At 29.5% G+C, this 26905-nt stretch carries 23 protein-coding genes, 1 tRNA gene and 2 riboswitches; of the genes, 2 read left to right on the forward strand and 22 right to left on the reverse strand.

Going from position 1 to position 26905, the window contains the following annotated elements; genetic code table 11:
* Positions 1-71: 71 nt before the first annotated feature.
* Positions 72-1067, reverse strand: coding sequence for an ornithine carbamoyltransferase (argF, locus tag MTX53_RS11320; protein ID WP_244833888.1), 996 nt, complete (start codon positions 1065-1067; stop codon positions 72-74).
* Positions 1068-1220: 153 nt separating this feature from the next.
* On the opposite strand from argF, the gene MTX53_RS11325 reads away from it, so the two are divergent.
* Entirely contained in the window at positions 1221-2198 is a 978-nt protein-coding gene (locus MTX53_RS11325) for a dipeptidase (RefSeq protein WP_244833889.1), read from the forward strand.
* Between the two features lie 80 nt (positions 2199-2278).
* Here MTX53_RS11325 and MTX53_RS11330 read toward each other — a convergent pair whose 3' ends face one another.
* From MTX53_RS11330 to MTX53_RS11375, 10 genes are all read right to left on the reverse strand, one after another.
* Positions 2279-2881 (reverse strand): AAC(3) family N-acetyltransferase, encoded by a 603-nt coding sequence (locus MTX53_RS11330; RefSeq protein WP_244833890.1) that lies wholly within the window; start codon positions 2879-2881, stop codon positions 2279-2281.
* 221 nt (positions 2882-3102) lie between these two features.
* Positions 3103-4929 (reverse strand): LTA synthase family protein, encoded by a 1827-nt coding sequence (locus tag MTX53_RS11335; RefSeq protein WP_244833891.1) that lies wholly within the window; start codon positions 4927-4929, stop codon positions 3103-3105.
* 102 nt (positions 4930-5031) lie between these two features.
* Positions 5032-6261 carry an Nramp family divalent metal transporter gene (locus MTX53_RS11340; RefSeq protein ID WP_244833892.1) on the reverse strand — a complete coding sequence of 410 codons (1230 nt, stop codon included), beginning with the start codon at positions 6259-6261 and terminating at the stop codon, positions 5032-5034.
* Between the two features lie 25 nt (positions 6262-6286).
* A complete protein-coding gene (locus MTX53_RS11345; RefSeq protein WP_244833893.1) occupies positions 6287-7054 on the reverse strand; it encodes a 5-oxoprolinase subunit PxpA in 768 nt (255 codons plus the stop codon).
* A gap of 14 nt (positions 7055-7068) precedes the next feature.
* Positions 7069-7851 (reverse strand): putative hydro-lyase, encoded by a 783-nt coding sequence (locus tag MTX53_RS11350; protein ID WP_244833894.1) that lies wholly within the window; start codon positions 7849-7851, stop codon positions 7069-7071.
* A 22-nt stretch (positions 7852-7873) separates the two neighbouring features.
* Complete coding sequence (accC, locus tag MTX53_RS11355) at positions 7874-9223, reverse strand: acetyl-CoA carboxylase biotin carboxylase subunit (RefSeq protein ID WP_244833895.1); 1350 nt, start codon at positions 9221-9223, stop codon at positions 7874-7876.
* Positions 9224-9234: 11 nt separating this feature from the next.
* Positions 9235-9654 (reverse strand): acetyl-CoA carboxylase biotin carboxyl carrier protein, encoded by a 420-nt coding sequence (accB, locus tag MTX53_RS11360; RefSeq protein WP_244833896.1) that lies wholly within the window; start codon positions 9652-9654, stop codon positions 9235-9237.
* A 20-nt stretch (positions 9655-9674) separates the two neighbouring features.
* Positions 9675-10679, reverse strand: a complete 1005-nt coding sequence (locus MTX53_RS11365) for a biotin-dependent carboxyltransferase family protein (protein ID WP_244833897.1) — start codon at positions 10677-10679, stop codon at positions 9675-9677.
* 3 nt (positions 10680-10682) lie between these two features.
* Positions 10683-11411, reverse strand: a complete 729-nt coding sequence (pxpB, locus tag MTX53_RS11370) for a 5-oxoprolinase subunit PxpB (protein WP_244833898.1) — start codon at positions 11409-11411, stop codon at positions 10683-10685.
* A 146-nt stretch (positions 11412-11557) separates the two neighbouring features.
* Positions 11558-12463 carry a cation diffusion facilitator family transporter gene (locus MTX53_RS11375; RefSeq protein ID WP_244833899.1) on the reverse strand — a complete coding sequence of 302 codons (906 nt, stop codon included), beginning with the start codon at positions 12461-12463 and terminating at the stop codon, positions 11558-11560.
* A 105-nt stretch (positions 12464-12568) separates the two neighbouring features.
* Positions 12569-12670: riboswitch (NiCo riboswitch) on the reverse strand.
* Between the two features lie 138 nt (positions 12671-12808).
* Between MTX53_RS11375 and MTX53_RS11380 the strand changes: the two genes are divergently transcribed.
* Positions 12809-12885 (forward strand) — tRNA-Leu (locus MTX53_RS11380).
* A gap of 72 nt (positions 12886-12957) precedes the next feature.
* On the opposite strand, the gene MTX53_RS11385 is transcribed toward MTX53_RS11380, so the two are convergent.
* From MTX53_RS11385 to MTX53_RS11435, 11 genes are all read right to left on the reverse strand, one after another.
* Positions 12958-14313 carry an MATE family efflux transporter gene (locus MTX53_RS11385; RefSeq protein ID WP_244833900.1) on the reverse strand — a complete coding sequence of 452 codons (1356 nt, stop codon included), beginning with the start codon at positions 14311-14313 and terminating at the stop codon, positions 12958-12960.
* Between the two features lie 16 nt (positions 14314-14329).
* Positions 14330-15847, reverse strand: coding sequence for an ABC transporter ATP-binding protein (locus tag MTX53_RS11390; RefSeq protein ID WP_244833901.1), 1518 nt, complete (start codon positions 15845-15847; stop codon positions 14330-14332).
* A 23-nt stretch (positions 15848-15870) separates the two neighbouring features.
* Positions 15871-16785 (reverse strand): energy-coupling factor transporter transmembrane component T, encoded by a 915-nt coding sequence (locus MTX53_RS11395; protein ID WP_244833902.1) that lies wholly within the window; start codon positions 16783-16785, stop codon positions 15871-15873.
* Positions 16785-18872, reverse strand: a complete 2088-nt coding sequence (locus MTX53_RS11400; RefSeq protein ID WP_244833903.1) for an MptD family putative ECF transporter S component — start codon at positions 18870-18872, stop codon at positions 16785-16787. Before MTX53_RS11400 ends, MTX53_RS11395 begins: the two co-directional genes overlap by 1 nt.
* Before the next feature lie 16 nt (positions 18873-18888).
* A complete protein-coding gene (locus tag MTX53_RS11405) occupies positions 18889-20406 on the reverse strand; it encodes a PQQ-binding-like beta-propeller repeat protein (protein WP_244833904.1) in 1518 nt (505 codons plus the stop codon).
* A gap of 203 nt (positions 20407-20609) precedes the next feature.
* A riboswitch (cobalamin riboswitch) is annotated at positions 20610-20788 on the reverse strand.
* A 222-nt stretch (positions 20789-21010) separates the two neighbouring features.
* Positions 21011-21835 carry a DUF6544 family protein gene (locus tag MTX53_RS11410; protein WP_244833905.1) on the reverse strand — a complete coding sequence of 275 codons (825 nt, stop codon included), beginning with the start codon at positions 21833-21835 and terminating at the stop codon, positions 21011-21013.
* A gap of 74 nt (positions 21836-21909) precedes the next feature.
* Positions 21910-24123 carry a catalase/peroxidase HPI gene (gene katG / locus MTX53_RS11415; RefSeq protein ID WP_280527246.1) on the reverse strand — a complete coding sequence of 738 codons (2214 nt, stop codon included), beginning with the start codon at positions 24121-24123 and terminating at the stop codon, positions 21910-21912.
* 175 nt (positions 24124-24298) lie between these two features.
* Positions 24299-24562: an NUDIX hydrolase gene (locus MTX53_RS11420; RefSeq protein ID WP_244833906.1), complete on the reverse strand. Its 264-nt coding sequence runs from the start codon at positions 24560-24562 to the stop codon at positions 24299-24301.
* 250 nt (positions 24563-24812) lie between these two features.
* Positions 24813-25172: a NifB/NifX family molybdenum-iron cluster-binding protein gene (locus MTX53_RS11425; RefSeq protein ID WP_244833907.1), complete on the reverse strand. Its 360-nt coding sequence runs from the start codon at positions 25170-25172 to the stop codon at positions 24813-24815.
* A 27-nt stretch (positions 25173-25199) separates the two neighbouring features.
* Entirely contained in the window at positions 25200-26033 is an 834-nt protein-coding gene (locus tag MTX53_RS11430) for an Mrp/NBP35 family ATP-binding protein (RefSeq protein WP_244833908.1), read from the reverse strand.
* 38 nt (positions 26034-26071) lie between these two features.
* Positions 26072-26896 carry an MBL fold metallo-hydrolase gene (locus tag MTX53_RS11435; protein WP_244833909.1) on the reverse strand — a complete coding sequence of 275 codons (825 nt, stop codon included), beginning with the start codon at positions 26894-26896 and terminating at the stop codon, positions 26072-26074.
* Between the last annotated feature and the right edge of the window lie 9 nt (positions 26897-26905).

The following is a 26905-nucleotide window of genomic DNA, read 5'->3' on the forward strand; positions in this document are numbered from 1 at the left end:
TTAAAATTAAGGCATTTAACAAATGTTCCTATTTTTAGGATTCACTTGTCATATGCCCTTTTAGTAAACTTTTATATACCAAGAGTTGATAAAATTATAGCTTTTATAGAATGCATACGATTTTCTGCTTCATCAAATACAACAGACTGTTTGCCTTCAAATACCTCATCTGTTACTTCAATTCCATTCATATTATATTTTTCACAAATTTCTTTTCCAATTTTAGTATCAAGATCATGATATGATGGAAGACAGTGCATAAATATTGCTTCTTTTGATGCATTATCCATAACTTCTTTAGTAACTCTATATGGTTTTAAAAGTTTTATTCTTTGATCCCATACTTCAGCTGGTTCTCCCATTGATACCCATATATCTGTATATATAACATCTGCATTTTTTGTTGCTTCTTTTACATCCTCACATAATGTTATACTTGAGCCATTTTCTTCTGCAATTTTTTTGCATTCTTTAACTAAATCATCAGAAGGGAAAAGTTCTTTTGGTGCACATGCTGTGAAATTCATTCCCATTTTAGCTGATGCAACCATAAGTGAATTACCCATATTGTATCTTGCATCACCCATATAAACAAAATTTACACCTTTAATTTTTCCAAGTTTTTCTTCTATTGTAAGAAGATCAGCTATCATCTGTGTTGGATGGAATTCATCAGTAAGTCCGTTCCATACTGGAACTTTTGCATATTTTGCAAGCTCTTCAACTGTACTTTGCTTAAATCCTCTATATTCTATACCATCAAACATTCTACCAAGTACTCTTGCTGTATCTTTTATGCTTTCTTTTTTGCCCATCTGTGAACCATTTGAATCAAGGTATGTAACTCCAAGACCTAGATCTCTTCCTGCAACTTCAAAAGAACATCTTGTTCTTGTCGATGTTTTTTCAAATAAAAGCACTATATTTTTCCCCTTTAACTTATCATGTGCTATACCTGCTCTTTTTAAATCTTTAAGATTTTTTGATAAATCAATAAGATATCTTATTTCATCAGGAGTAAAATCTAATAACTTTAAAAAATTTTTTCCTCTTAAATTTATTGCCATATTGCTCTCCTCCAATTTTAATATTATACATATATTATACATAATTTATGCATAATTATCTATTAAAAATCGTTTATTAATGATATTTTTTAATAATTGTATATAAAAATAAATATAAATATTACTATAATATTTTAAAAGGATGGTTATGTTATGAAAATTGCTGATATGCACTGTGACACTATTTCTAAAATTTATGAATCAAAACTAAATAACACTCCCTGCTCATTAAGAAAAAATAATTTTCATATAGATATTGAAAAATTAAAAAAATCAAATTATATTCTTCAAAATTTTGCAATGTTTGTAGACTTATCTAAAGTAGAAAATCCATTTGAATACTGCATTAATATGATTGACTGTCTTTATCAAGAAGTAAGCGAAAATATTAGCCTAATAAGCATAGTAAAATCCTATAGTAATATAGAAAAGAATTTAAAACTTAACAAAATTTCAGCACTTATTTCTTTAGAAGAAGGTGAAATCTGTAAAGGAAATATATCATTTTTAAGAATTTTATATAAACTTGGAGTAAGAATGATGACTCTTACATGGAATTATAAAAATGAACTTGCATATCCAAATTCTAAAATTATAAATAATAAACAAACTCCATTTATAGATACTGTTAACGGATTAACTAAGAAAGGTATTGAATTTCTATATGAAATTAACAAACTTGGCATTATACTTGACGTTTCACATCTAAGTGATGCTGGATTTTTTGATGTGGCAAAATATTCTTCAAAACCATTTGTAGCAAGTCATTCAAATTCTAGAAAAATATGTGCTCATCCAAGAAACCTTACTGATAAAATGATAAAAACCATATCAAGATGCGGAGGTGTTATCGGCATTAACTACTACCCACAATTCTTAAATAGTGAAAATGGTAATAACAGCTACGCATCATATATAGTAAACCATGCTCATCATATCGCAGATACAGGGGGAATAAATTCTGTATCTCTCGGATCTGACTTTGATGGGATATCAGGCAATCCTGAAATAAAAGACGCTTCTTATATGTACATTCTATTTGATCTTTTAAAAAAATCTGGTTTTAAGGAATCAGAAATAGATAAAATATTTTATAAAAATGTACTTCGTGTTTATAAAGAAGTCCTTTAATGTCTTTTAATAAGTGGAAGGGATAAATCTGAATTATCCTCTCCACTATTATTTTTATACTCTTGTTTTTTCTATATATTTTACTGCAAAATCAACTTATGCTGTGTACTTTCAAATTTATTTTTATAATTTGCTCTAGTTTCAGCTAAATGAAATGATGTATTTTTGTTGTAATAAACTCCTAAAAGAAGAACATATCCATCTAAATCATATAATTTTGAAAGTGGTGAACCTTCTCCAAAAATATTCCTTAAATCATGATTTTCTGTAAGATGCTGCGCATTTTTTCCTACAGCTGCAAAAGATCTTGCAGGATGATCAGAACGTTTTCTTCCTGGCCATTTTGCAAATAGTTCTGATACAACTCCCATTCCTATTGCAGGTGTAACATCCTTATCATATGCAGGCCAGTTTTCTCTTATAGCATCATAATACTTTTCTGGTACTTCCCAGTGAACACCTATTTCTGGATCTAAATTTTTCCATGTTTGTGATGGCATCATTACTGTTCCCTCTTCTCCAACAGTATCCAAAAGAGAACGTATAATAGTTTCAGCTCCTCCTATTACAAATCCAAAGCTTTTTAAAGACGTATGAACTAAAACATTCTGCCCTTTTTTTAAACCACATTTTTTTAATCCTTCAATTATATCTTCTTTTTTTAAAACATTAATATTTTCCATAAACTATCTCTCTTTCTTTCTCTAACTTTATCTTGATTTTAACTCATAATCTTAAAACTTTCTTCATTTAAAATTTTAAAACTAATACTATACTGCTATTTTGACAAAAAAATTAAAAAAGTATTATTATATTAAAATTTACTTTATTTAAAATATAAGATCTAATAAAAAAGGTGTAACACTTTATTTTGTGCTACACCTTTTTATTCATATATTATTTTTTAATATCCTTTAACCTTAAAATAATTATTTCTAAATATCTTTTCACTTATACTATAAGCATCATTTAAATGCTGTCTTTCTTCATCTGTCTTTGGATCTCCAGCTATCTTTCCTGTAAATACAATTGTAGAATCTCTATCTGTATTAACGAGTATTCTTCCCATACATGTCTTTTCTATATCCTGCCTATCATTTCCTAAAAGATATAATACTGTAGGCATTACATCAACGAGTCCTCCATTTTTCTCAATTACCTGACCTTCTGTCTTTGGATTATATACAATAAGAGGTATTTTCTCCTCATCAGCTTTCCATGGTCCATCTATACTCATTTCTTCAATTTGATTCTTATAACATCTATGAAGTATTGTATGATCTCCATAAATAACTATTGTAGTATTATCAAGGCTTCCATTTTCTTTTAAAGACTCAATAAATTTCCCAATCTGCTCATCTGTATATCGTATTGCCTGGCAGTATGATCCTGCTATAGTTGAATCAAAATCTTCTGGTAAATCTAAATATCTATACTGTTTTGGTATATCAAAATCACCATGACTACTTATTGTAACAAGAAAAGCATAGTATGGATTATTAAGCTTTTCAAGCTTTTCACTAACCTGTTTTAAATATGAACCATCTGATATTCCAAGTCCTATTTTTTCATCAATATTAAAATCATCAACTGTCCAAATGTTATTAACACCTAGTGCACCTCTATGAGATTCTGCCCAGTTCCATCCTCCTGCAGTTTCAGGATGAGTTGATATTGCCTCATATCCTTCTTTTGAGAGGACTTTAGCCATAGAATTTAATGTTACAGTAGGATAATCATAAAACGGTCTTCCATTAGAAGTAAGAATTGATGCATTCGCCATAAGATCTGCATCAGCACTAAATGAAGTCTTGTTTTGATGATATATATTATCAAAGTATAAACTATTATTTAATAATTTATTTAAATTTGGAGTTATCTCCTGACCATATACTTTCTCATTAATAACCCAGTTTTCAAGAGATTCAACCTGAATATATATAACATTATTATCTTTATATATTCCTTTAAATTCATTATCTTTAAGATCTTCTTTATTTTCTTCAAACCACTTATCTATATCCTCTATATCACTTTGTGATGCTTTTTCAGTATTAAGAACGGTTTTTTCATTTGTTGTTAAAGTTTCAAAAACATCATATACATGATAACCTATAGGGCTCATATTTGACATTTGCTGAAATGGAGCCCATGACTCCTTAAATAATATGTAATTGCTACTATCATTTTTATCAACAGTATTATGAGTAAAAGCTATTATAATTGTTGATAATATTAATATAACTGTTAATATTATTGGATGTATTTTGCAGCAACCATGTATACCAAATGATGAATTATTTTTTCTTCCCAAAATATATAATATTATAAATATAATAAAATCTATTATAAATACAATATCTATTAATCTAAAATTAATTATAGATTTTTCTACAGGATTAAAAATACGAAGTCCAAGTAAATGTTTAATCGATAAAAAACCTGCATTTGTTCTAAAATACCATATATCAAGCAATAAAATTATTGTAATAAGTATATCAATAATTATAAAACAGGTAATCTGTTTTTTATTTCTAAATAAAAAACATATAGATGCGAGCATTATAGCCATTAAAATATGTGCCCAATACGCAGGCATTGTAAAATATATGTTGTGTAAATCAAAATGACTTGCTCCATCAGTTCTCAGCATTGATAAAAATAGCCAGCTTTTTATCATTATTATAAGACTTAATAAAAATGGTATTAATATTTTTAATCTTTGTTTCATAAAATAGCACTCTCCTAATCTTTTTTCCATTCTTAATAATATACCAAATATAACAAATTAGGAAAGACTATTTATAAAATCTTTATTAAATTTTAATTATATCTAACCTAATAATTTCTGTACTGAAGAAATAAAACTTGTCATATTTCTAAAACATATTACTACTGTAACTAGAATTATAATGATTCCTAATATATTATTAATTAGCCCATTTTTATATTGACCAAGATTTTTGCTGTTTACACAATAAATAAGGAAAAGTGCCATTATTGGAAGTATTATCGCATTGGCTGCCTGAGCAACTAATATTAGCTGAGTTGGACTTGACTGACCAAGCACTGATAAAACAGTACCAAATACTAAAACTATTATCCACACAATTTTAAATTTGAAATTCTTCATATCTCTCTTCATTCCAAGTATTCCTTGAGTAGCAAATGCTGCTGATAAAGGTGCTGTAATTGCTGATGAAAATCCTGCTGATAAAAGTCCTATTCCTATACACCATTTAGCTCCTACACCAACTAATGGCTCTAATGCTACAGCCATATCTGCACCATTATTTATATTCATACCCTGACAGTTTGCAGCTGCTGCAATTATTATACACATAGAAACAATTCCACCAAGTCCTATAGAAATAACAGTATCAATTCGTGCATTTTTTATTTCACTTTTATCTTTCCATCTTTCTGCTGCACTTGAAGCATGAAGAAATAAATTATAAGGTACAACAGTTGTTCCTATTAATCCTACTACTGTCATCCAGTCGTTTGCACCAGCTTTTGGAGTAAATAATCCTTTTATAATTGCCATAAAATCAGGTTTTGAAGCAATAGCAGTTCCTATAAATGCAAAGCTCATAATAAGAACTAACGCTGTAAGCATCTTTTCAATTTTTTTATAGTTTCCAGACCATAATAAAAGAAATGCTAAAATTCCTAAAATAAAAGCTACTATATGTGCTGATAAATTTGGTATTACTGTTGTTATACCCATTATTCCACCAGTAAGGTTACCTGTTTCATATGCAATATTACCTACAAATATGGCAGCAATTACTATAACTGCTGCTATCACTCTAAGTATAGGATTTACTATCTTCTCTCTTATATTTTCCCCAAGTCCTTTTTGAGTAGCTATTCCAAGTCTTGCAGCCATTTCCTGAAATATAATTGTCGCAATTGTTGAAAAAAGTATTGCCCATAAAAGTGTATACCCACTGCTTGCCCCTGACTTTGAACACGTCGTCACCGTTCCTGGTCCTATAAATGCTGCTGCAACAAGTGCCCCCGGTCCAATATTTTTTAATTTTTCTATAAATTTGTTCATTACTGTTTCCCCCTTTTATTTATCTTTAAAACATATCAGATAAACTGCATATCTTTATGCCTTCATCTGTAAGTTCTTTTCTTATTCTCTTAACAAAATTAAGAGCATTTTGTCCATCTCCATGAACACAAATTGAATCTGCTTTTATTGAAATATCTTTTCCTGTGATTGATTTAACTTTTCCTTCTTTAATCATTCTTATAACTCTTTTTATAGCTTCATCCTCATCTGTGATCATTGCACCCGATTTTTTTCTTGATACAAGCGCTCCATTTTCTTCATAAGCTCTATCTGCAAATACTTCACTTGCAGCTTTAAGACCTGTATCCTCTGCTGCCTTTATAAGCATACTGTTAGATCTTCCAAGAAGTATTATATTTTTATCAAATTTATATATTGCTTCGCATATAGCTTTAGATAAATCATAATCTTCTGCTGCCATATTATAAAAAGCTCCATGAGGCTTTACATGAGATAAACGTACTTTTTCACTTTTACAAAATGAATAAAGAGCGCCTATCTGATACATAGTATAAGAAAATGCTTCTTCAGAAGTAATATCCATTTTTCTTCTTCCAAATCCCATTAAATCAGGGAAACCTGGATGAGCTCCTATTCCTATGTTACTTTCTTTAGCAAGTTTTATTGTGTTTTTCATTACAACTGGATCTGATGCATGGAAACCGCATGCAACATTTGCTGATGAAATAAGTGGTATTATATTATCATCTGATCCAAGAGAATATCTTCCAAAACTTTCACCAAGATCACTATTTAAATCTACTTTTATCATTATTAACCATACTCCTACTTTAAATCTATATTTTTAATATCTGTAATAAGCATATGACCTGGTGCATGTGTTATTACAAATTTAGGTTTTACATTCATAAGGACTGACTGCGGTGTAACACCACATGGCCAAAATACAGGTACTTCTCCAGGCTTTATTGTAACTTTATCCCCAAAATCAGGCTTATTTATATCCTTAATTCCTATAACAGAAGGATCTCCTATATGAATAGGTGCACCATGTACCCTCGGCATTGTATTCGACACAGTCACAGCTCTAACTATTTTGTTATATGGAATAGGTCTCATACTTACAGTCATCTTACCATTAAATATTCCAGCTGGAACAGTATCAATATTTGTAATATACATAGGTACATTACACCCCATAGTATTATGTCTCATTTCTATTCCAGATTCTATAAGTTCAGATTCAAATGAGAAACTACATCCTATTAAAAAGCTTACTAAATCATCTCTCCAAAACTTTTTTACATCTGTATATTCTCCCTTTAAAATACCATCTTCATATATACGATATTTAGGAAAATCCGTAGCTATATCACAATCTTTTGCAATATAATTCAATGTTCTTTTTCCTACATCTGTAACTTCAAGAATAGGACACGGCTTTGGATTTCTCTGTGTAAAAAGAAGAAAATCATAAGCTATATCTTTTGGCATAATAGCAAGATTAGCCTGAGCATATCCTGCACACATTCCTGATGTAGGTGTAGTTATCTCACCTCTTCTAATCATTTCTCTCACTTTACTTGGTTTTGCATGAACTAAATCCATAATTATTGCCCCCTTTTTTTAATTACTCCTTATAATTTAAAAGACTTTCAATAAATCCAGTATCTGCATCGCCCTTGCAAAAAACTGGGTTTTTAAATATAAGGTACTGAAAATCCATATTAGTTGAAATTCCACTAATAACTGTCTCTTCTAAAGCTGTTAGCATTTTTCTTATTGCAGATTCACGATCTTTGCCATGAACTATAATTTTAGCTATCATAGAATCATAATCTGGAGGAATTTTATATCCTGTATATAATGCTGTTTCAACTCTTACACCATTACCTCCTGGAAGATGAAGTGCTTTTATAGTTCCTGCACTTGGCATAAAATTTTTCTCAGGCATTTCTGCATTGATTCTACATTCAATTGCATGTCCAGTTATTTTAATATCTTTCTGTTTTACCGAAAGCTTTTCGTTCATTGAAACCCTTATCTGTTCTTCTATAAGATCAACACCTGTTACCATTTCTGTAACTGGATGCTCAACTTGTATTCTTGTATTCATTTCCATGAAATAAAAGTTTCTATTTTTATCCATTATAAATTCTATTGTACCTGCACTATAATAATTAACAGTTTTTGCAGCAAGGATAGCTACTTTTATCATTTTTTCACGAGTAACATCATCAACTGCTGGTGATGGAGATTCTTCAATCATTTTTTGATGATTTCTTTGAATAGAGCAATCTCTATCTCCTAACGCAATAACATTTCCAAATTTATCTCCCATAATCTGTACTTCTACATGTCTTGGATTTTCTACAAATCGTTCAAGATACATAGTATCATCTCCAAATGCACTCGCAGATTCATGTTGTGCATTAGAAAATTGGTACAAAAAATCATCCTTTGAATATGAAACTCTCATTCCTTTACCACCACCACCTGATGATGCTTTTATCATAATAGGGAATCCTATTTTTTCAGCTTTTTTAAGAGCTTCGTTACCATCGTAAACTGGTTCTTTTGTTCCCGGTACAACAGGGACTCCAGCTTGAAGCATTGTCTTTCTTGCGTTAGATTTATTTCCCATTTCATCTATTATTTTAGAAGAGGGTCCTATAAAATCTATTCCATATTCTTCGCATTTTTTTGCAAATTCACTATTTTCAGAAAGAAATCCAAATCCAGGATGAATTGCATCTGCTTTCATATTTATTGCAGCATTTATTATTCTGTCCATATTTAAATAACTATCTTTAGCTTCAGGCTCACCTATGCAAACTCTCTGATCTGCAAGTTTTACGTGAAGTGCATTTTTATCAGCTTTTGAATAAACAGCTACAGATCTTATACCCATATTCCTGCACGCTCTTATTATTCTTACTGCAATTTCACCACGGTTTGCAATTAATACTTTATTATACATTAAACACCCTCCTATATTCTTCTTATTTTAAATAGAGGCTGACCATATTCAACTTTCTGTTCATTACTTACAAGCACTGCTTCAATTTGAGCATCAAATTCAGCTTCAATCTCATTCATAAGCTTCATAGCTTCAATAATACATACAGTCTGTCCTTTTTTTATATTATCTCCAATATTAACAAATGCAGTTGTCTCTGGTGATGAAGATGAGTAAAAAGTTCCTACAATAGGAGAATGAATATATAAATCCTCATCATTATCTTCATTTTTTTGATCTTCTTTTTCATCTGTTTCTATATTATCTGATATCTTAACAGTTTCTTTTGGCTTTGACATCTTAATTTCATCAACGCCTTCTTTAAGTGACAATTCTGATAATCCTGTTTCTTTCATTAATTTACATAATTCTTTGATCTTTTCTATATCCATTTCTATTCCCCCTTAAACTTTTAACTAAATAATTTTTCTATTCTTTGAGATGCTACTCTTGGTTTTAATACTTCCTTACACGGAACATGAATCTCTTTTCTAAGTTTTTCATATTGTCTAAGCTGATTAATATAAATCTTTTGCGCCTCATCTACAGTTACTTTTTCAAAACGAACTCTATCTCCTTCTTTAGATTGAACAATTTTTGGTATATCTACACTTATAACTGTAGCTATCTTTGTATATCCCCCAACTGTCTGTCTATCTGCAAGTGCTATTATAGGTTTTCCATGTGCTGGAACCTGAATTGATCCAAACACCATTCCATCAGATATAATATCTGCCCTATTTCTATGTTCAATCTCTTTTCCATCAAGCCTACATCCCATTCTATCGAAATCTGATGTTACTTTATATTCCTCTGACAGAAAAGTTTTTATTCCATCGTTTGTAAAAAAATCATCTTGAGATCCCATCACAACTCTTAATGTAATTTCATTTGAACTGAAATCTTCTTTTTCTAAATGACGTGATAAAAAGTAAGGAATATATCTTTTCTTTACTCTAAACCATATATGATCGCCTTCACGAAGTTTTCTTCCTTTATATCCTCCTGCTGAACATTTTTCATATGTAGATCTGCTTCCCATAAATACAGGAATATCTAATCTGCTTGAAAAAGCTATATATCCATAGCTTCCTGTTTTTGAAGATCCAAATTTTAATACATCACCTTTATGTGCATAAATTGCCGTATACATCGATACTTCTTTATCATTAATTAAAGGAGTAAAATCTCCTCCTGTTATTGATATTATCGTATCTGATGTAAATTCAAGAGTAGGACCTATTAATGCAAATTCTAATACAGCTTCATTTTCAGGATTATCAATAAGCATATTTGCTAGTCTAAACGAACGTCTATCCATAACTCCTGATACAGGAAAACCTACATTCTGATAACCATTTCTACCAAGATCCTGTACCGTAGTAAAAAGACCTGCTTTTAAAATACGTACACCCATAACTTACATCTCTCCTTCTATACATTTGCATTCATATTTTCCTTTTTCGCAAAGTAATTCTATCTCTTTATACCTTTCTTCAGAAATAGGTATAAACCTAATATAATCTCCAGCCTTATATATAAATGGATTTTCTTTATTACTATCATAAGGCTTTACTGGAGTAAGACCTATTATATTCCATCCTCCTGGTGATTCTAAAGGATATATACCTGTTTGAACACCACCAATACCTACAGAACCTCTTTCAATTTTTAATCTTGGATTTTCAAGTCTTGGAGTATTAAGTCTCTTATCCATCCCACCAAGATATGCAAATCCCGGAAGAAATCCAAGCATATATATAAGATAATCTTTTTGTGAATGAATTTTTATTATTTCATCTTCTGTAAGATTCGTATGCTCGACAACTCTTTTCATGTCTGGTCCAAATTTTCCTCCATAACATACTGGTATCTCTACTATTCTCTTTTTTACATTTCCTGCTTCTACATTAATCTCTAATAATTTTTGAAGTTTTTCTTTAATTTCACTATATTTAGTCAAACGTGGATCATAATTTATTAAAGCGGCGCAAAAAGTAGGGATTACATCAGTTACTCCTTTTATAGGATTTTCATTAAGTGCCTGAACAAAGTTTCTAATTTTAAAATTTGTTTCATTACATATTTTATCATCAAACTGGACCATTATAGCTGAATCACCTTCAGCAAAAAATCTAATTTTCCCCATCAAATCATCTCCAAATACCTATTTAAAATTATATAAAAAAAGGCAGCCATTATATGACTGCTACTTCGCTACTAATATTAATTATTATATATTTCAATTGATTATTTGTCAATATAATAATTTTTTCTACAAATTTATATCAATATTTACTTTTTATATGGGTTTACGTGAACCATACAATGTTTTACATTTCCAAAATCATTTTCTATTATATGATGAACACTTTCTGCTATTTTATGTGTTTCAATCAAAGATTTATTACCGTCTGCTGCTATTTCAATATCTACGTATACTTTATTCCCAAATATTCTTGTCCTTATATCATCTATACGTAATACACCAGTTTGATTTAATATTACTTTTCTCATAGAATCTACAATTTTTTTATCACATGATTTATCAACAAGCTTATTTACTGAATCCTTAAAAATATCATATGATGCTTTTACTATAAATATACAAATAACAACACTCGCAACAGAATCTAAAATAGGGAATCCAATTCTCGATCCTAAAATTCCTATAAGTGCTCCAATAGATGAAAGTGCATCTGATCTATGATGCCATGCATCTGCCATAAGTGCACTTGAATTTATTTTTTTAGACGCATTCTTTGTATAACGATACATCCATTCTTTAACTATAATAGATATACTTGCAGCTATAAGTGCAAGTATGCCTGGTATTGCTATATCAATATAATTTCTATAAATTATTTTTTTAATACCTTGATATCCAATGCAAAGGCCTGTACCTAAAAGTACTGCTGCAAGAATTATAGATGCAATACACTCCATTCTTTCATGACCATATTGATGTTCATTATCAGACTTCTTATTAGCAATATTTACTCCAATAATTACAATAAAAGTACTAAATACATCAGATGCAGAATGAACTGCATCTGAAATCATAGCTCCAGATGATGCAAATATTCCAGCCAAAAGCTTAAATATTGATAATATTGTATTTACAACAATACTATTAAAGGACACTTTCATCGCAATTTCTTTTTCATATGCGCTTTTTCTTTTATTTTTTTCTTGTTCCATACCGGTTACCTCCATAATAACAATATATTGTGTAAGATAGCTCTGTGTCACATGCAATTTGTTCCTTTTTTAGATAAAAAAAATCTGTGGAACATAATAGTAAACTACTGTCCCACAGATATATATAACATAATCTGTTGCCATTTATTAACGGGCCCGGCTAACAATAGACTAAAATCTATTGTTTGCTTGCTCAGTTTGTACTGTAGATTTTAATGCAGTGCAAAGAGTATTTTATATCAATAATAATTCCTAAATTTCCTTTTGTCAACGTTTATTTTTAGTGGATATTCTGTTAAAAAATTGAATTTTAGTATTTTTAATAGTATAATGTATTTATATTTTGCAAGTGTGATGCAATTGGCAGACATCCCAGCATCAGAGGCTGGTTTTTATGGGTTCAAGTCCCATCACTCGCACCATTTTGTAACTATATATATAGTATGAAGTTAAACCATATTTGTTTAGCTTTTTTTATTTTATCTAAAATATATCTAAAGTTTTTTATAAATAGTCAAAATCATTGTAGTAAAACATGCTATTCCGCCTATAAAATTTGAAATAGGTTCTGCTAAAAAAACACCTACTATTCTAAGATTGCCTATCCTTGGCAGAATAAAAATCAAAGGAACTACTATTATTATCTTTCTAAAAATAGAAAAAAATATTGCCCTCCCTGATTTTCCAAGACTCGAAAATACAGTTTGTCCAGAAAATTGTAATGCCATCATACAAAAGCCAAAAAAATATATATGCATAGATGGTACTCCTGCTTTTAAAAGATCAACATCTGAATTAAAAATTGAAATAAGCTCTGATGGAAAAACAAATACAATTATCCACGCTATGAGTGTATATACTATCAAAGCAGATGACATATATTTTATACATTCTTTTACACGCTTATATTTTTTAGCTCCATAGTTATAACCCAGAATAGGTTGTGCACTATTTGTAAGACCGCATACAGGCATTGAAATAACTTCTCTTATAGAATTAATTACAGTCATTGCTCCAATATAAATATCGCCACCATAAATTTTAAGATTTATATTACATGACATTTGAACACAGCTATTTGTTACATTCATAATAAAACCTGCAAATCCAAGAAAAAGTATTCTTCTAATTCGTTTCAAACTGAGTCTCATTTTAGATATTTTTATCTTATATTCAGTACGTTTTCCTATTAAAAAAGAAAAAGTCCATACTGCTGATAAAAACTGTGCTATAACAGTTGCTATAGCCGCTCCTTCAACTCCAAGTTTGAATTTAAATATAAAAATAGGATCAAGAATTATATTTATAACAGCTCCTATTAAAACTGTAATCATTCCTACATTTCCAAACCCTTGAGCATTTATAAAACTATTAAGTCCGAGACTTATAGTTACAAAAATAGTTCCTATAAGATAATATGACATATATGAATCAGCATAGATATATGTATTTTCTCCTGCTCCTAAAAAATAAAGAAGCGGTCTTTTAAAAATAAATATAGAAATTGTAAGAAAAATTCCTATAAAAATAAGAAGAATGAAGCTATTTCCTAATATATATTCTGCTTCTTTTCTATTACCTTTTCCTCTTTCTATTGAGAAAAGTGGTGCTCCTCCCATACCTATAAAATTTGCAAATGCAATAACTATCGTTATGATTGGAAAACATATTCCGAGACCAATAAGAGACTCTGTTGCATTATTTGGGATTTTCCCTATAAAAATTCTATCAACTATGTTATAAAGCACATTAATAAGCTGTGCCAAAGTCATTGGCACAGCAAGTTTTATCATCTGATATATTATGTTTCCATTAGAAAAATCTTTACTTTTGATTGTTTTATTTATCATAATGTCATCCTTTATATTATACTGTTTTTTCTTCCTGTCTTATCTTAGATGTTTTTACATTCATAGATATTTTTCCATCTTCTATATAAATTAATCTATCTGTATATTTTACAGCAACTTCGTAATCATGTGTTATAAAAATTGTAGTAACACCTGAAAATGTAAGATTTCTGCATAATTTTAAAAGCTTTCTTATATGTTTTATATCCTGTCCGCTAGTTGGCTCATCAAGAAGAAGTATTTTAGGATTCATTGAAAGTATAGATGCTGCTGCACATCTAAGTCTCTGACCTCCTGAAACTGACTGTGGATGAAATTCTTTTAAATCTTCTATTTCTAATTCTAAAAGTTTATTTTCTGTTATTTCTTTTACTTTTTCTTTAGAATACTTTAAATTCCTAGGTCCAAATGAAACCTCATCATATATTGTATCACACGTAAGCATAAGCTCTGCATTTTGAAATAATATACTGCATGTTCCTGCAAGATTATATGCACTTGTCTTTTTTGTATTTTTTCCGCATATAATAATATCACCTTCACTAGGTTTATAAATTCCAGCCATATGATACATAAGAGTGCTTTTTCCACTTCCGTTATTTCCTAATATTCCTACGATTTCTCCCTCATATATATCAAGATCTATTCCTTTTAAAACCATATTGTTTTTTCTTTTTTTCTTCTTTTTCTCATAAGAATAATAAAGATTTTTAACTTCTATAACCTTCTTTTTATTTTCTAAACTTTGAGGTTTAGAATCCTTATATTTTTTAAATATTTTATGATAATCTATGTTATTTTTTATTGGAATTCTTAATCCTAGATTTTTAAAAACATCAAGTTTAGTCTCAATATTCTTAGCTTTTTCATCAAGAAATATTTTTCCTTTATCCATAACTATAACTCTGTCTGCCCATGAAATAACTTCATGAAGTCTATGCTCAACTAGAATTATTGTCATTCCTTCATCTCTTAAATTTTGTACAACTTTTAAAACTTCACGTGCACCCTTAGGATCAAGCTGACTTATTGGTTCATCTAGTACAAGAATTTCAGGCTTTAGTGAAAGGACAGAAGCAAGTGCTACTCTCTGCTTCTGTCCTCCTGATAATGCATTTGTTGGTGAGTCTATAAAGGCAAGCATATTTACTTTCTCAAGTGCCCACATAATACGTTCTTTTATTTCTTCTTCAGGAAAACATAAATTTTCAAGTCCAAATGCAACTTCATCTGATACAATAGTCTGAAATATCTGTTCATCAGGATTTTGAAATAAAAGTCCAACTTTTTCAGATAAAACTCGTATAGGATATTTTCTTGTATTCATATCTTTTATATAGACGTTTCCAGTAAACTCTCCTCTGCTTTCATGTGGAATAATACCATTTAAGCATTTTAAAAGAGTAGACTTCCCGCACCCCGTGCTACCACATAAAAGAATAAATTCACCTTTTTCTATCTGAAGATTAATATTTTCTAATTCAGCTTTTTCTCTACCATAATATTTATAAGAAACATTCTCAATTCTTATCATAAATTTTCTCCTCAATCGTAATTTTACAAATATTTACGAGTAAACCAGTACATAGGCAGCAAAAGATGAGTATAATAAATATTTTTATTAGAAAAATAGAGAAGAATTTTACAAATTATAATGATAATCATAAATATTATTACCAAAGCTAAAATTGCCTTATCCCAAAATGTGAATTCTAATTTTCTAATTTCCGTTCTCTTATCATATGCTCTAAATGCTCTTGAATCAGCACTTTTAGCCATATTTTCAGATTTTCTTATACAGTTTGCAAAAAGTGGTACAAGAATATGTACAACAGCATCATAAATCCCATATAGAAATATAACTCCTTTTAAAGTAAGTGGCTTATATTTTCTAAGTTTTTGTGAATTAAATGTAACTTTCGCTTCCGAAAATGTTATTGGAATAAATCTTATACATGTCATAACCATAAAAGATATAGTATATGGAAGTTTTAATTTATTAAGTCCTATAAGTATTCTTACAGGATCTTCAGTCCAAAATATCAAAAGTCCAAATGTCATAGGAATAACTAATCTAAGCGACTGAATCATTCCATAAACAAATCCTTCATAATAAATCGCAACTCCCTCATAAAGTCCTCCAATTAACGGAGCATTCTCACTTATTAACTTTGGAGCAATTATATAAAATAAAGCGTGTCTTGGATAAGCCTCATAAAATATAGCTTGAAGCCATATTATACCCCATATGCTGATAAAATTTAATAAAATAAGTGATTTTATTTTTGCATAAGAAATTCTAGAAATAATTATAAGTATCCAAATAGATACAAATAAAATAAATAACACCTGCCACCTATCAAGAAGCATTCCTATAACTGATAATGAACATAATATAACAAGCTTTGTTCTCACATCAAGTCTGCTAAAAAATGAGTTATTTCTTTCTGCCTGAGTAAATTCATTTTTCATTAGTCCATCACCTTCTTAAGCTTTTTAGATAAATATATTCCACCAATTGAACCTATTATTGAATAGATTATTGAGAATATCGCATTAATATTTATATACCATGATGGATAGAAAAGCCTATATAGATACATCCACATGTAATAAAAAGTATACGTTGAATAGCAATTTTGAAATCCAAATATAAGTCCTACTAAAACGAAAACTCCTGCCTTAGTTTCAAATTTTCTCTTTCCTCTCGTAAATCCTGCAGCATATAAAAGCACTTCTGCAATAACTGCATATGACATCATAAGAAGTATTGAAACTGGATTAAAGCTTCCAAATGCAACACCTTTTAAAATAAGTCTTACAACTGAAGATATAATTATGACACCACATTTAGGTATAAGACATACCATACATGTAACAAACATAGAATTAACTACATCCCATAAGATTCCCGTAATAAGATGTTCTACTGGCCCTAAAGGTCCTAATATTGCTCTTATTGAATCTGAAAATACAAAATCAGTTACATCAACTAATACAAATTTAACAGCAGAAAAAAGTGCAATAAACATTATCTCACTAGTTATAAAATTATTAAGCCACTTTTTCTGCTTTGAAGAAAAAACAATAACACATATTATAGAAAGTATAATTGAAACCGCTGCAATAATTTTTTGAAACTGTGACTCTTTATACACTTCAAGATCAAAATTTTTTATTAAGATATCAGTATCAGAGCCATATACTGATACCTTAAACTGAGCCTTATATGTACCTGGTTTTACAGAAAATCCATCTGCATAAACAGGAAGTTTTAAACTTAAACTATCAGAAGATTTAAGTACAACATTTGTTTCAGGAACAGAATCATTTTCTCCCTCCTGCCTGTCAAATTGATCTCCTCTAAAGTATTTTATTTCATTTCCATTATCATCTAATACAGAAAACTTAATATGAACAGGTAAATCAAATTCTCCTGCATTATTAATGTCTGCACACATATATCCTGCAGGCGCATCATATTTTTCATCTCTACCTATAAAACTTTGAAATGTATCGCTTATGCTTTGTTTTATTTTTATATTATTTTTAAGTTCCTTTTTTAAAGTTTCCTTCTCTTTATCACTTTGAACTGGATAAACACCATCATCTGATATGGATACATTATTTTTTATATCATCTAAATTTATGCAGTTTATATCCTTAAACGTACTATTAACATTATTTCCTAAAGAAGCTTCAGTTTCAAGCCTTCCTTGAACTGCACTTTCAGCACTCAGTATAAAATTTTTTTCATAATAACCCTCATATGCATGAATTTTAGTTTTTAAAACATTATCATTTTCATACTCAAATCCATCACTTTTTTCAGGTATTATTTTCATGCCATTTGGAATTTTTATTTTTAAATATCCGTAAGACTCTTTTGTTATAAGTGCTCTTAACGTTATTTTTATATTTGTTTTTTCATTTTCTATAATGTAACTATCTTTACTATTTCCTTCTGGAACATTTATATCAATGTGAATATTGTCACTCTCTTCATCTAATGAAACAAGTTCATCACTAGGTATTCTGTCTTTAAAAGAAGATAACTTTAAATTTTTAATTATAATTCTATCATCAGTTTTTACATAAAAAGTAATACTTTCAACATTAACTGCTTTTTCTCCAAAATACTTATAATATGAATCTAAAAAATTAAATCTTACATCTTTATCATTAACTCTTAATATTTTAGGCACAATAACTCTTGGAATTCCTTTTTTATCTATAAATGAAGACTTTTTTATTTCAGGCGCTATACTGTCTCCCATAAGATAATATATAACATTATTATCTGAATATTTTATACATGCATATGCACTTCCGTCTCCTTCCCATCTCCACTCTGCCTTAGATGGGAATTTTTCATCATCCATATTTACTTTATATATTCCATATCCTTTTTTAACATCTATAGTATCATCTTTAGCCTTTTCTCCTTCATCTGTGCTTATTAGATTTTCATAACCAAATACAGTTTTGTATGATAAAGAAAATATTGAAGAAAATACTATTAAAAATATTAAAAATAATGTAGTAATTTTTTTATTCACAAGCGTGCCCCTTTTGTTAACTCAATTTAAGAGTATATAAATTATGTGTTCCATGTTTTTCTGTATCTACTTTTGTTGGCCAAGTTGTTGCACATATAACTTTTCCATCACCAGAAATATTTACAGAATTATAAAGTATTGCTCCATCTGTATTAAAATATCCAACATATCCTTCAAGTGCATCTTTATTATCAGTATCTATCTCTTTTCCTTTTCCATCTTTAGAAATATCAAAAGCATAAATTCCACAATAGCTGTAATCATAATTATCTTGATTTTGACATGTACCTAAAACTAAATAATCACCTTTTGTCTTAATATTAGTAACAGTTCCACCTGTTCTAAACTTCCAATTAAGATTTCCATCAAGATCAAATACTTTAATTACTCCTACATCTGAATGTTCAGCAGGTAGTTTTCCTTTAGAATCACTTGAATCTTTAAGATATGTCTTATTTGGAGAAACTATAAGTTCATTTTTTCCAAATTCAACATTGTCATGTGAAACAGCTGTATATAAGTTTATATCATCATGTTTTTCAGGCTTAAACAAATCAAAATGATTGATTTCATTTCCATCTTTATCTAATACAAACGCTCTTCCATAACCTGCTACAGCAACAATTTTATCTCCTATAATCCCAACATTTACATTAGTAGTCTTAGTATACGCCATATCTGAATCATTTTTAACATCAAAATGCCATGCTTCTTTTCCAGTATTTATATCATATGCTCCTACAAATGCAGGACCAGTTTTATCGTCACCATAGCTGTAATTACCCATTATAATTTTTCCATCGAATACTGTCATTTCGCTCATACTCATTATTCCTGGGAAACCATGTGATTCTGTCTGCCATATTTTATTACCGTCTTTATCTATCTTAAGTAAAACTTCAGCTTTATCCTTATCTTTATCATTATCCCATGAAGAACTTGCGCATACATAAAGATTTCCATCATCACCTGTCATTTTTATACTTCCTGATATGCTAATCTTAGAATTTTCCTTCATGTACTTATCTGTAACAGGCTTAAGATCTTTCTGTACATTATATCTCCATAACTCTTTACCTGTATTTACATCAAGACATATAATATTTGCCTCTTTCTTCTCATTTTTATATGAGTATTTATCTGCAAGATAAAGCTTATCATCACTTATTATATAGCTTCCTACATTTCCATATGTTGAATTACTCCATACTTCCTTTTTAGACTCTATATCATACCATGTCATTTTTTCCTTTTCAACAATTAAAACATTCTTTCCATCCTTAGATACTATAGGCTGTGTATTTTCAAGACCAAAAGACCATTTTACATCTGTAACATCAGGTATTTGATCTTCCTTAACATTTGAAAGTTCTTTACTTTCAATAAGTTCAATATTTGTTTGTACATCTGTTACCTCTGTCTCTTTCGATAATGATGCATCAGCACTCTTTCCTTTTCCACATCCAGATAAGCATACTAATATACTAAGCGTAACTGATGCTGCAAGAATAAACTTTTTACTTTTAAATAACATTTAATTTCCTCCTTGATTTATAAATAAAAGACCTCTACAGATATCTGTAGAGGTTTTTTTATATTCAATAATATACACACTTTAATAATATAAATCTGCATAAAAATAAAGCGGATAAAATACATTTATCCTTATTAATGCGAAATTTTATAAATATATTAAAATAAAAATATCGTTAAATATGGTTAGCTTCCCTCCGAAGTTATCATACATATATTTTAGGCAGGTCTCCTGGCTTATGGGTCATCCTTCTGCCATCCTTCCCAAAGATAAATTCATCTTTAGTGGTTTTTATGGCTTTGTCACCATTTACAGTAGCGGGGGCTGTAATAGATTTTCACTATTTTCCTTAAATAAAAATACCTAAAATATCATATTCTTTTTATATGTCTAAGTATAACAATATAATTTACCATTATCAAGATACTGTTTTATCATAACTTATCACATTTTAATCATAAGATGAATATACTAATAGAAGATGCAGCTTTTATAATATATCTTTTTCTTTAAAATAACGGCATCTAAATTCCCCCTTAATTCTATTCAATAAAAGCCTTCGCTGCAAAACAGTGAAGGCTCTTTATAATTTTAATAATTAATTTTAAGTATATGAAATTTCCATTCCATTACTATCAAAATAAATCAAATTATCACTTTCAAAATTCCATACTGCTTGAAATTTTGTCGGTATATTGATTCCATTAATTATTTTATAATCATCTACAATTGCAGACCATTTTTCATAAGTGTTTGTATCACTGCAGAATCTTTTTTTAGCAACAAAACTAGTCATTTCATCCGATTTATTAAAATAGAAAACACCTGTAGTTTCTTTATCATTTTTTCTTATTGTCGCTTCTACACTATAATCATCAAGCTGTCTATACGTAATATTTTTTTGAAGTGCAAGGCTTGGGTGCATTAAACACTCCGATAAATATGTGGCATCTATGAAGTCATAAGATTCATTAAAAAGAGGTATATGCTTTGCAATTACACCTTTCATGGAACACCCTCCATCCTTACACAAATCAATTCCTTGAAATGGTATACCATACATTTTAGAATCAATTAATGCTATTCTTATAGGCTCTTTTATAAAATCATATACTACATAGTCAATTTTTATCTTAGGCTTACTTCTTGAAATTAAAAAATCAGCATCTTTAAAGTCAAACTTAACAGCATTTGCACTTTCTATACCTAAATATCCATTTTTTACAAAATACTTTTGCAAAGCTTCTGGAAGCACCTTTAAATCATTTTCTGTAATTTTATATTTTGGCATCTGATAACTTTGCTTAAAATTTTTAACATTGTTTAAATATTCTTTTTTTATTGGTGAATACGGAATTATCATATAAATAAAAATACATAAGATTATTGATAAGAGTCCAAATATAATTTTTTTTACCCCCTTTTTCATATATAGTCACCTCTACTTTAATTTTAATGTATTTTTACAAATATTCAACAATTTTACTATTTGTTAACATAACATTAATCCTTCTGAACATCAAAACGGTCTGCATTCATTACTTTATTCCATGCGCATACAAAATCTTGTATAAATTTTTCCTCATTTCCATTTGATGCATATACTTCAGCAACTGCACGAAGCTGTGCATTTGATCCAAATATAAGATCAACTCTTGTAGCTGTCCATTTTTTCTTTCCTGTTTCCCTATCAAAACCTATAAATCTTTCGCTGCATTCAGGTGACTTCTTCCACACAGTATCCATATCTAAAAGATTTACAAAGAAATCATTTGTAAGACATTCTTTCTTATTTGTAAATACTCCATCTTTTGACTCTTTATAATTAGTATTTAAAACACGCATGCCACCAATTAATACTGTCATCTCTTTAATTGTTAAGTTTAGTAGTTGTGCTTTATCAATTAACATTTCATCTGATAATTCTGCATACTTATCATATTTTACATAATTTCTAAATCCATCTGCCTTAGGCTCAAGATAACTAAATGATTCTATATCTGTCTGCTCCTTATTTGCATCAGTTCGCCCTTTAATAAATGGAACCGTGATTTTATAACCTGCATTTTTAGCAGCCTGTTCGATACCAACACATCCAGCTAATACAATTATATCAGCTAAAGAAATCTTTCTTCCTTTTGAATGTGAATTATTAAAATCAATTTGAATTTTTTCTAATATATCTAAAACTTTTTTAAGTTTTTCTGGTTCATTGCTCTTCCAATTTCTTTGTGGCTCTAATCGTATTCTTGCACCATTTGCTCCACCACGTTTATCCGAAATACGAAATGTTGATGCAGATTTCCAAGCTATTTTAACAAGTTCTGATATAGAAAGTCCTGAAGATAAAATTTTCTTCTTAATATCTGAAATATTCTTTTTATTAACCAATTTATAATTAGCTTTTGGTACTGGATCTTGCCAAATGAAAACTTCCTTTGGAACTTCTGGTCCTAGGTATCTTGATATTGGTCCCATATCTCTATGTGTTAATTTGAACCAAGCTTTAGCAAAATCATCAGCAAATTTTTTTGGATTTTTTAAATAATTTTCTGCTATCTTCCTATAGATAGGATCATAAATAAGTGATAAATCAGCAGTAGTCATCATAGGTCTATGCTTTTTTGATGGATCGTAGGCATCAACTACCATATCTTCTTCATCTACATTCTTAGCAAGCCACTGATATGCACCTGCAGGACTTTTAACTAATTCCCATTCATATTTGAATAATGTTTTTAAATAGCCCATTGTCCAATGTACAGGTTTAGCTTTCCATGCTCCTTCAAGTCCAGTACTTATAGTATCAGGACCTTTACCAGTTTTATAGCTGCTTTTCCACCCTAATCCCTGCTCTTCAATAGGTGCAGCTTCAGGTTCTTTACCTACATATGAAGCAGAAGCTGCGCCGTGGCATTTTCCAAAAGTATGTCCACCAGCTATAAGCGCAACAGTCTCTTCATCATTCATTGCCATACGCTGAAATGTTACTCTCACATCATCAGCTGATTTTACAGGATCAGGCACTCCATTTGGTCCTTCTGGATTTACATAAATTAACCCCATCTGTACAGCAGCAAGTGGATTTTCAAGTTTTTCTTTATCATCTTCTTCATTACGCTCATCAGCGAGCCACTCTTTTTCACTGCCCCAATAAATATCCTCCTGTGGTTCCCAAACGTCTGCTCTGCCACCACCAAAACCAATTGTCTTTAATCCCATAGATTCTAATGCACAATTACCTGTAAGTATCATAAGGTCTGCCCATGATATTTTGTTCCCATATTTCTTTTTAATAGGCCAAAGTAAACGACGTGCTTTATCTAAATTTACATTATCTGGCCAGCTATTAAGTGGTGGGAAACGCTGTAATCCTTGTCCTCCGCCTCCTCTTCCATCACCAACTCTATAAGTTCCAGCACTATGCCAAGCCATACGAATAAAAAGTGGTCCATAATGACCATAATCGGCAGGCCACCACTTTTTAGAATCTGTCATTAGCTTATATAAATCATTTTTTAATCCATAATAATCTAATTCTTTAAATTCTTCATCATAATTAAATCCCTTTGACATAGGATTGCTAAGTTCTGAATTTTGACGAAGAATATTAAGTTTAAGCTGATTTGGCCACCAGTCTTCATTAGTTGTTCCTTTGCCTTTAAAATCTTTTTCCATATTCATTCTTCCTGTTACTGGACATCTGCTTTCTAACATAATACTATCCCCTTTACCATATAATTTTTGTCTAAATTAAAACCTGCTTAATTTATTTTTACATATAAACTATGTAGCCTTTATTATAGAAATACTCATACAGTAAATTATATAAATATATAATTAGTACTATGATTAAATCTGAAAATAATATTTATATAAAAAAACAGTAAAATTACTTTAATAACTTTACTGCTTCTTTCATATATGAAACTAATTTGCTATCATCTAGTTTTAATATTTCTGATTTACTGACCCATTTATAGTCATCATGTTCTTCCAAATTTAGAACTATATTTAATGAACCTACAGTTCCTCCTGGAATATCCCATTTTCCTGCCTCAAAATTTTTTTTGCCTCTTTCAACAAGTGTTCTTCTAATTATAAGAATTTCTCCTTTTTTATTTTGAACTAAAGCATGTGCAATTAAATTATGCATAATATGTCCTCCATTTTTCATCAGCCTAATAGTTATTTTTTACATATTATATATCTTACCATAATTTTTATCAATATCACTTTCTTCATTAAAAGAATAATAATTAAAATTTGTAATACATTAATAATTTGATATATAAAAAATAGCCTATAATCATTAGTTTTATTTATGATTATAGGCTTTATAGTTAAAATGTTACTTTTAATATTTAATATAATTTTATCTTTAGAAATTAAACACTTATAATAATTTACTTTCCACATTCACCTTCATGCTGATGTTCATGACAGATAGATCCTGTAGATTTAAGTGCTCCTTTAAGATATTCATTTACAGCATCTTTTGCATTACCAGATGCTCCTAAAATAACTTCAATACCTTTTTCATTAAAGATATCTACAGCACCTTCTCCCATACCTCCTGATATGATAACATTAACTCCCATATCATTTAAAAAGTTTGGTAAAAATCCAGGTCTATGTCCTGGGTTAGGAATAGAATCACATTTTGTGATCTGTCCATTTTCAGTTTCAAAAATATTGAAATTTATACAATGTCCAAAATGTCCTGTTACTCTTTCATTTTCACTTGCTACTGCAATTTTAATCATTATTATTTTCCTCCATTTTTATTATTTTTATATTCTTTCTGCAAGTATTTTACCTACAGAATCAAAGCAATTTTGATTAATCTCTTCTATTATTCCTTTATCACATGCTTCAGATATTTTAGGATCAATAGGTACTTTTGCTAAAACTTTTAAATTATGCTTATCTGCTATTTCTTCAATATGGCTTTCTCCAAATATATTATAGTTTTTGCCATTATCAGGGCATGTAAAATATGACATATTTTCTATTAATCCAATAATAGGTATATTCATCATTTCAGCCATATTCACAGCTTTAGATACAATCATTGATACCAGTTCCTGTGGTGAAGTTACGACAATAATTCCATCAACAGGTATTGATTGAAATACTGTAAGTGGAACATCTCCTGTACCAGGTGGCATATCAATAAACATAAAATCTACATTACTCCAGACAACATCTGTCCAGAATTGCTTAACTGTACCAGCAATAATTGGTCCTCTCCAAACTACTGGATCGGTGTCATTTTCTAAAAGTAAATTAACAGACATTATATCAATACCGGTACTGCTTTGTACTGGGAAGAAGCATGATTCACTACCTGTAGCTTTTTCTTTTATTCCAAATGCTTTTGGTATAGAAGGTCCTGTAATATCTGCATCAAGAATAGCACAATGATATCCCATTCTATTCATTGTAACTGCAAGCATTGAAGTTACAAGAGACTTACCAACTCCTCCTTTACCACTAACAACACCTATTACTTTTTTGACACTGCTCATTTCATTTAAATTCTCTGAGAAATCAATTTTCTGTTCTTTTCTTTCTGCACAATCTTGTGAGCAGCTACTGCAATTTTGGTCGCAATTTTCACTCATTTTATTAATCTCCTTTGCTAATAAATAAGTATTACTTATTAAATTTTTAATTCACTTCCAGCAGATAAATAATCTATTTTCTCTCCCATAACATCTTTAAGTCTTTTATAAGATTCTATACCTGTACAATGGCATGTATAGTACTTTACATCTGTCTTAAGAAGATATTTACCTATTTCTTGTGTAGTTTCAATGCGTTCACTACTACCAAGAGAACGACTTGAAAGATGAAATCCTCCTATAACATAGTTAGGCTCTCGTTTTTTTAAATTATAAAAATGCTCCATTATATTAACAATCCCATTATGAGCACATCCTGTTACTAAAAGTGTTTTTCCATCTTCTTCTATTACAAGATTCTGTTCATGAGAAAATGTATCGTTCATTAATATTCCATTTTGTTTCATAAACAATGTACTATTTGATATTGGACCTGGTCTTTTTTGAACAACATTTGAAAACACTTCTATTCCATCACTAATAGAGAAATTTTCTCCTGTAAAAATAATTTGTTTATTCTGCTTAAGTTCTTCATCTAAACCAATAAATTCTAAATTTCCATTTTTGCGTAGTGCATAATGTTTTTCAAAGCCTTTTTCATTTATAAATACTTTAGCTTTATTATTATACTTAAAAAATGTCTTAAGGCCACCACCATGATCGTTATGTCCATGTGAAATAACAAGGTAATCAATATCAGAAATGTTAACATTCATCTTCTGTGCATTTTTAACAAATAAGTCACTTGCTCCAACATCAAACAGAATTTTATGTTTCTTAGTTTCTATATATAAACTAAGACCATGCTCACTTCCAAAATCTTCTGATATTGATGTATTTTCTACTAAAGTTTTAATAATCATAATTTTATA

The organism is Clostridium sp. BJN0001 (assembly GCF_022869825.1).
Lineage (GTDB): Bacteria > Bacillota > Clostridia > Clostridiales > Clostridiaceae > Clostridium.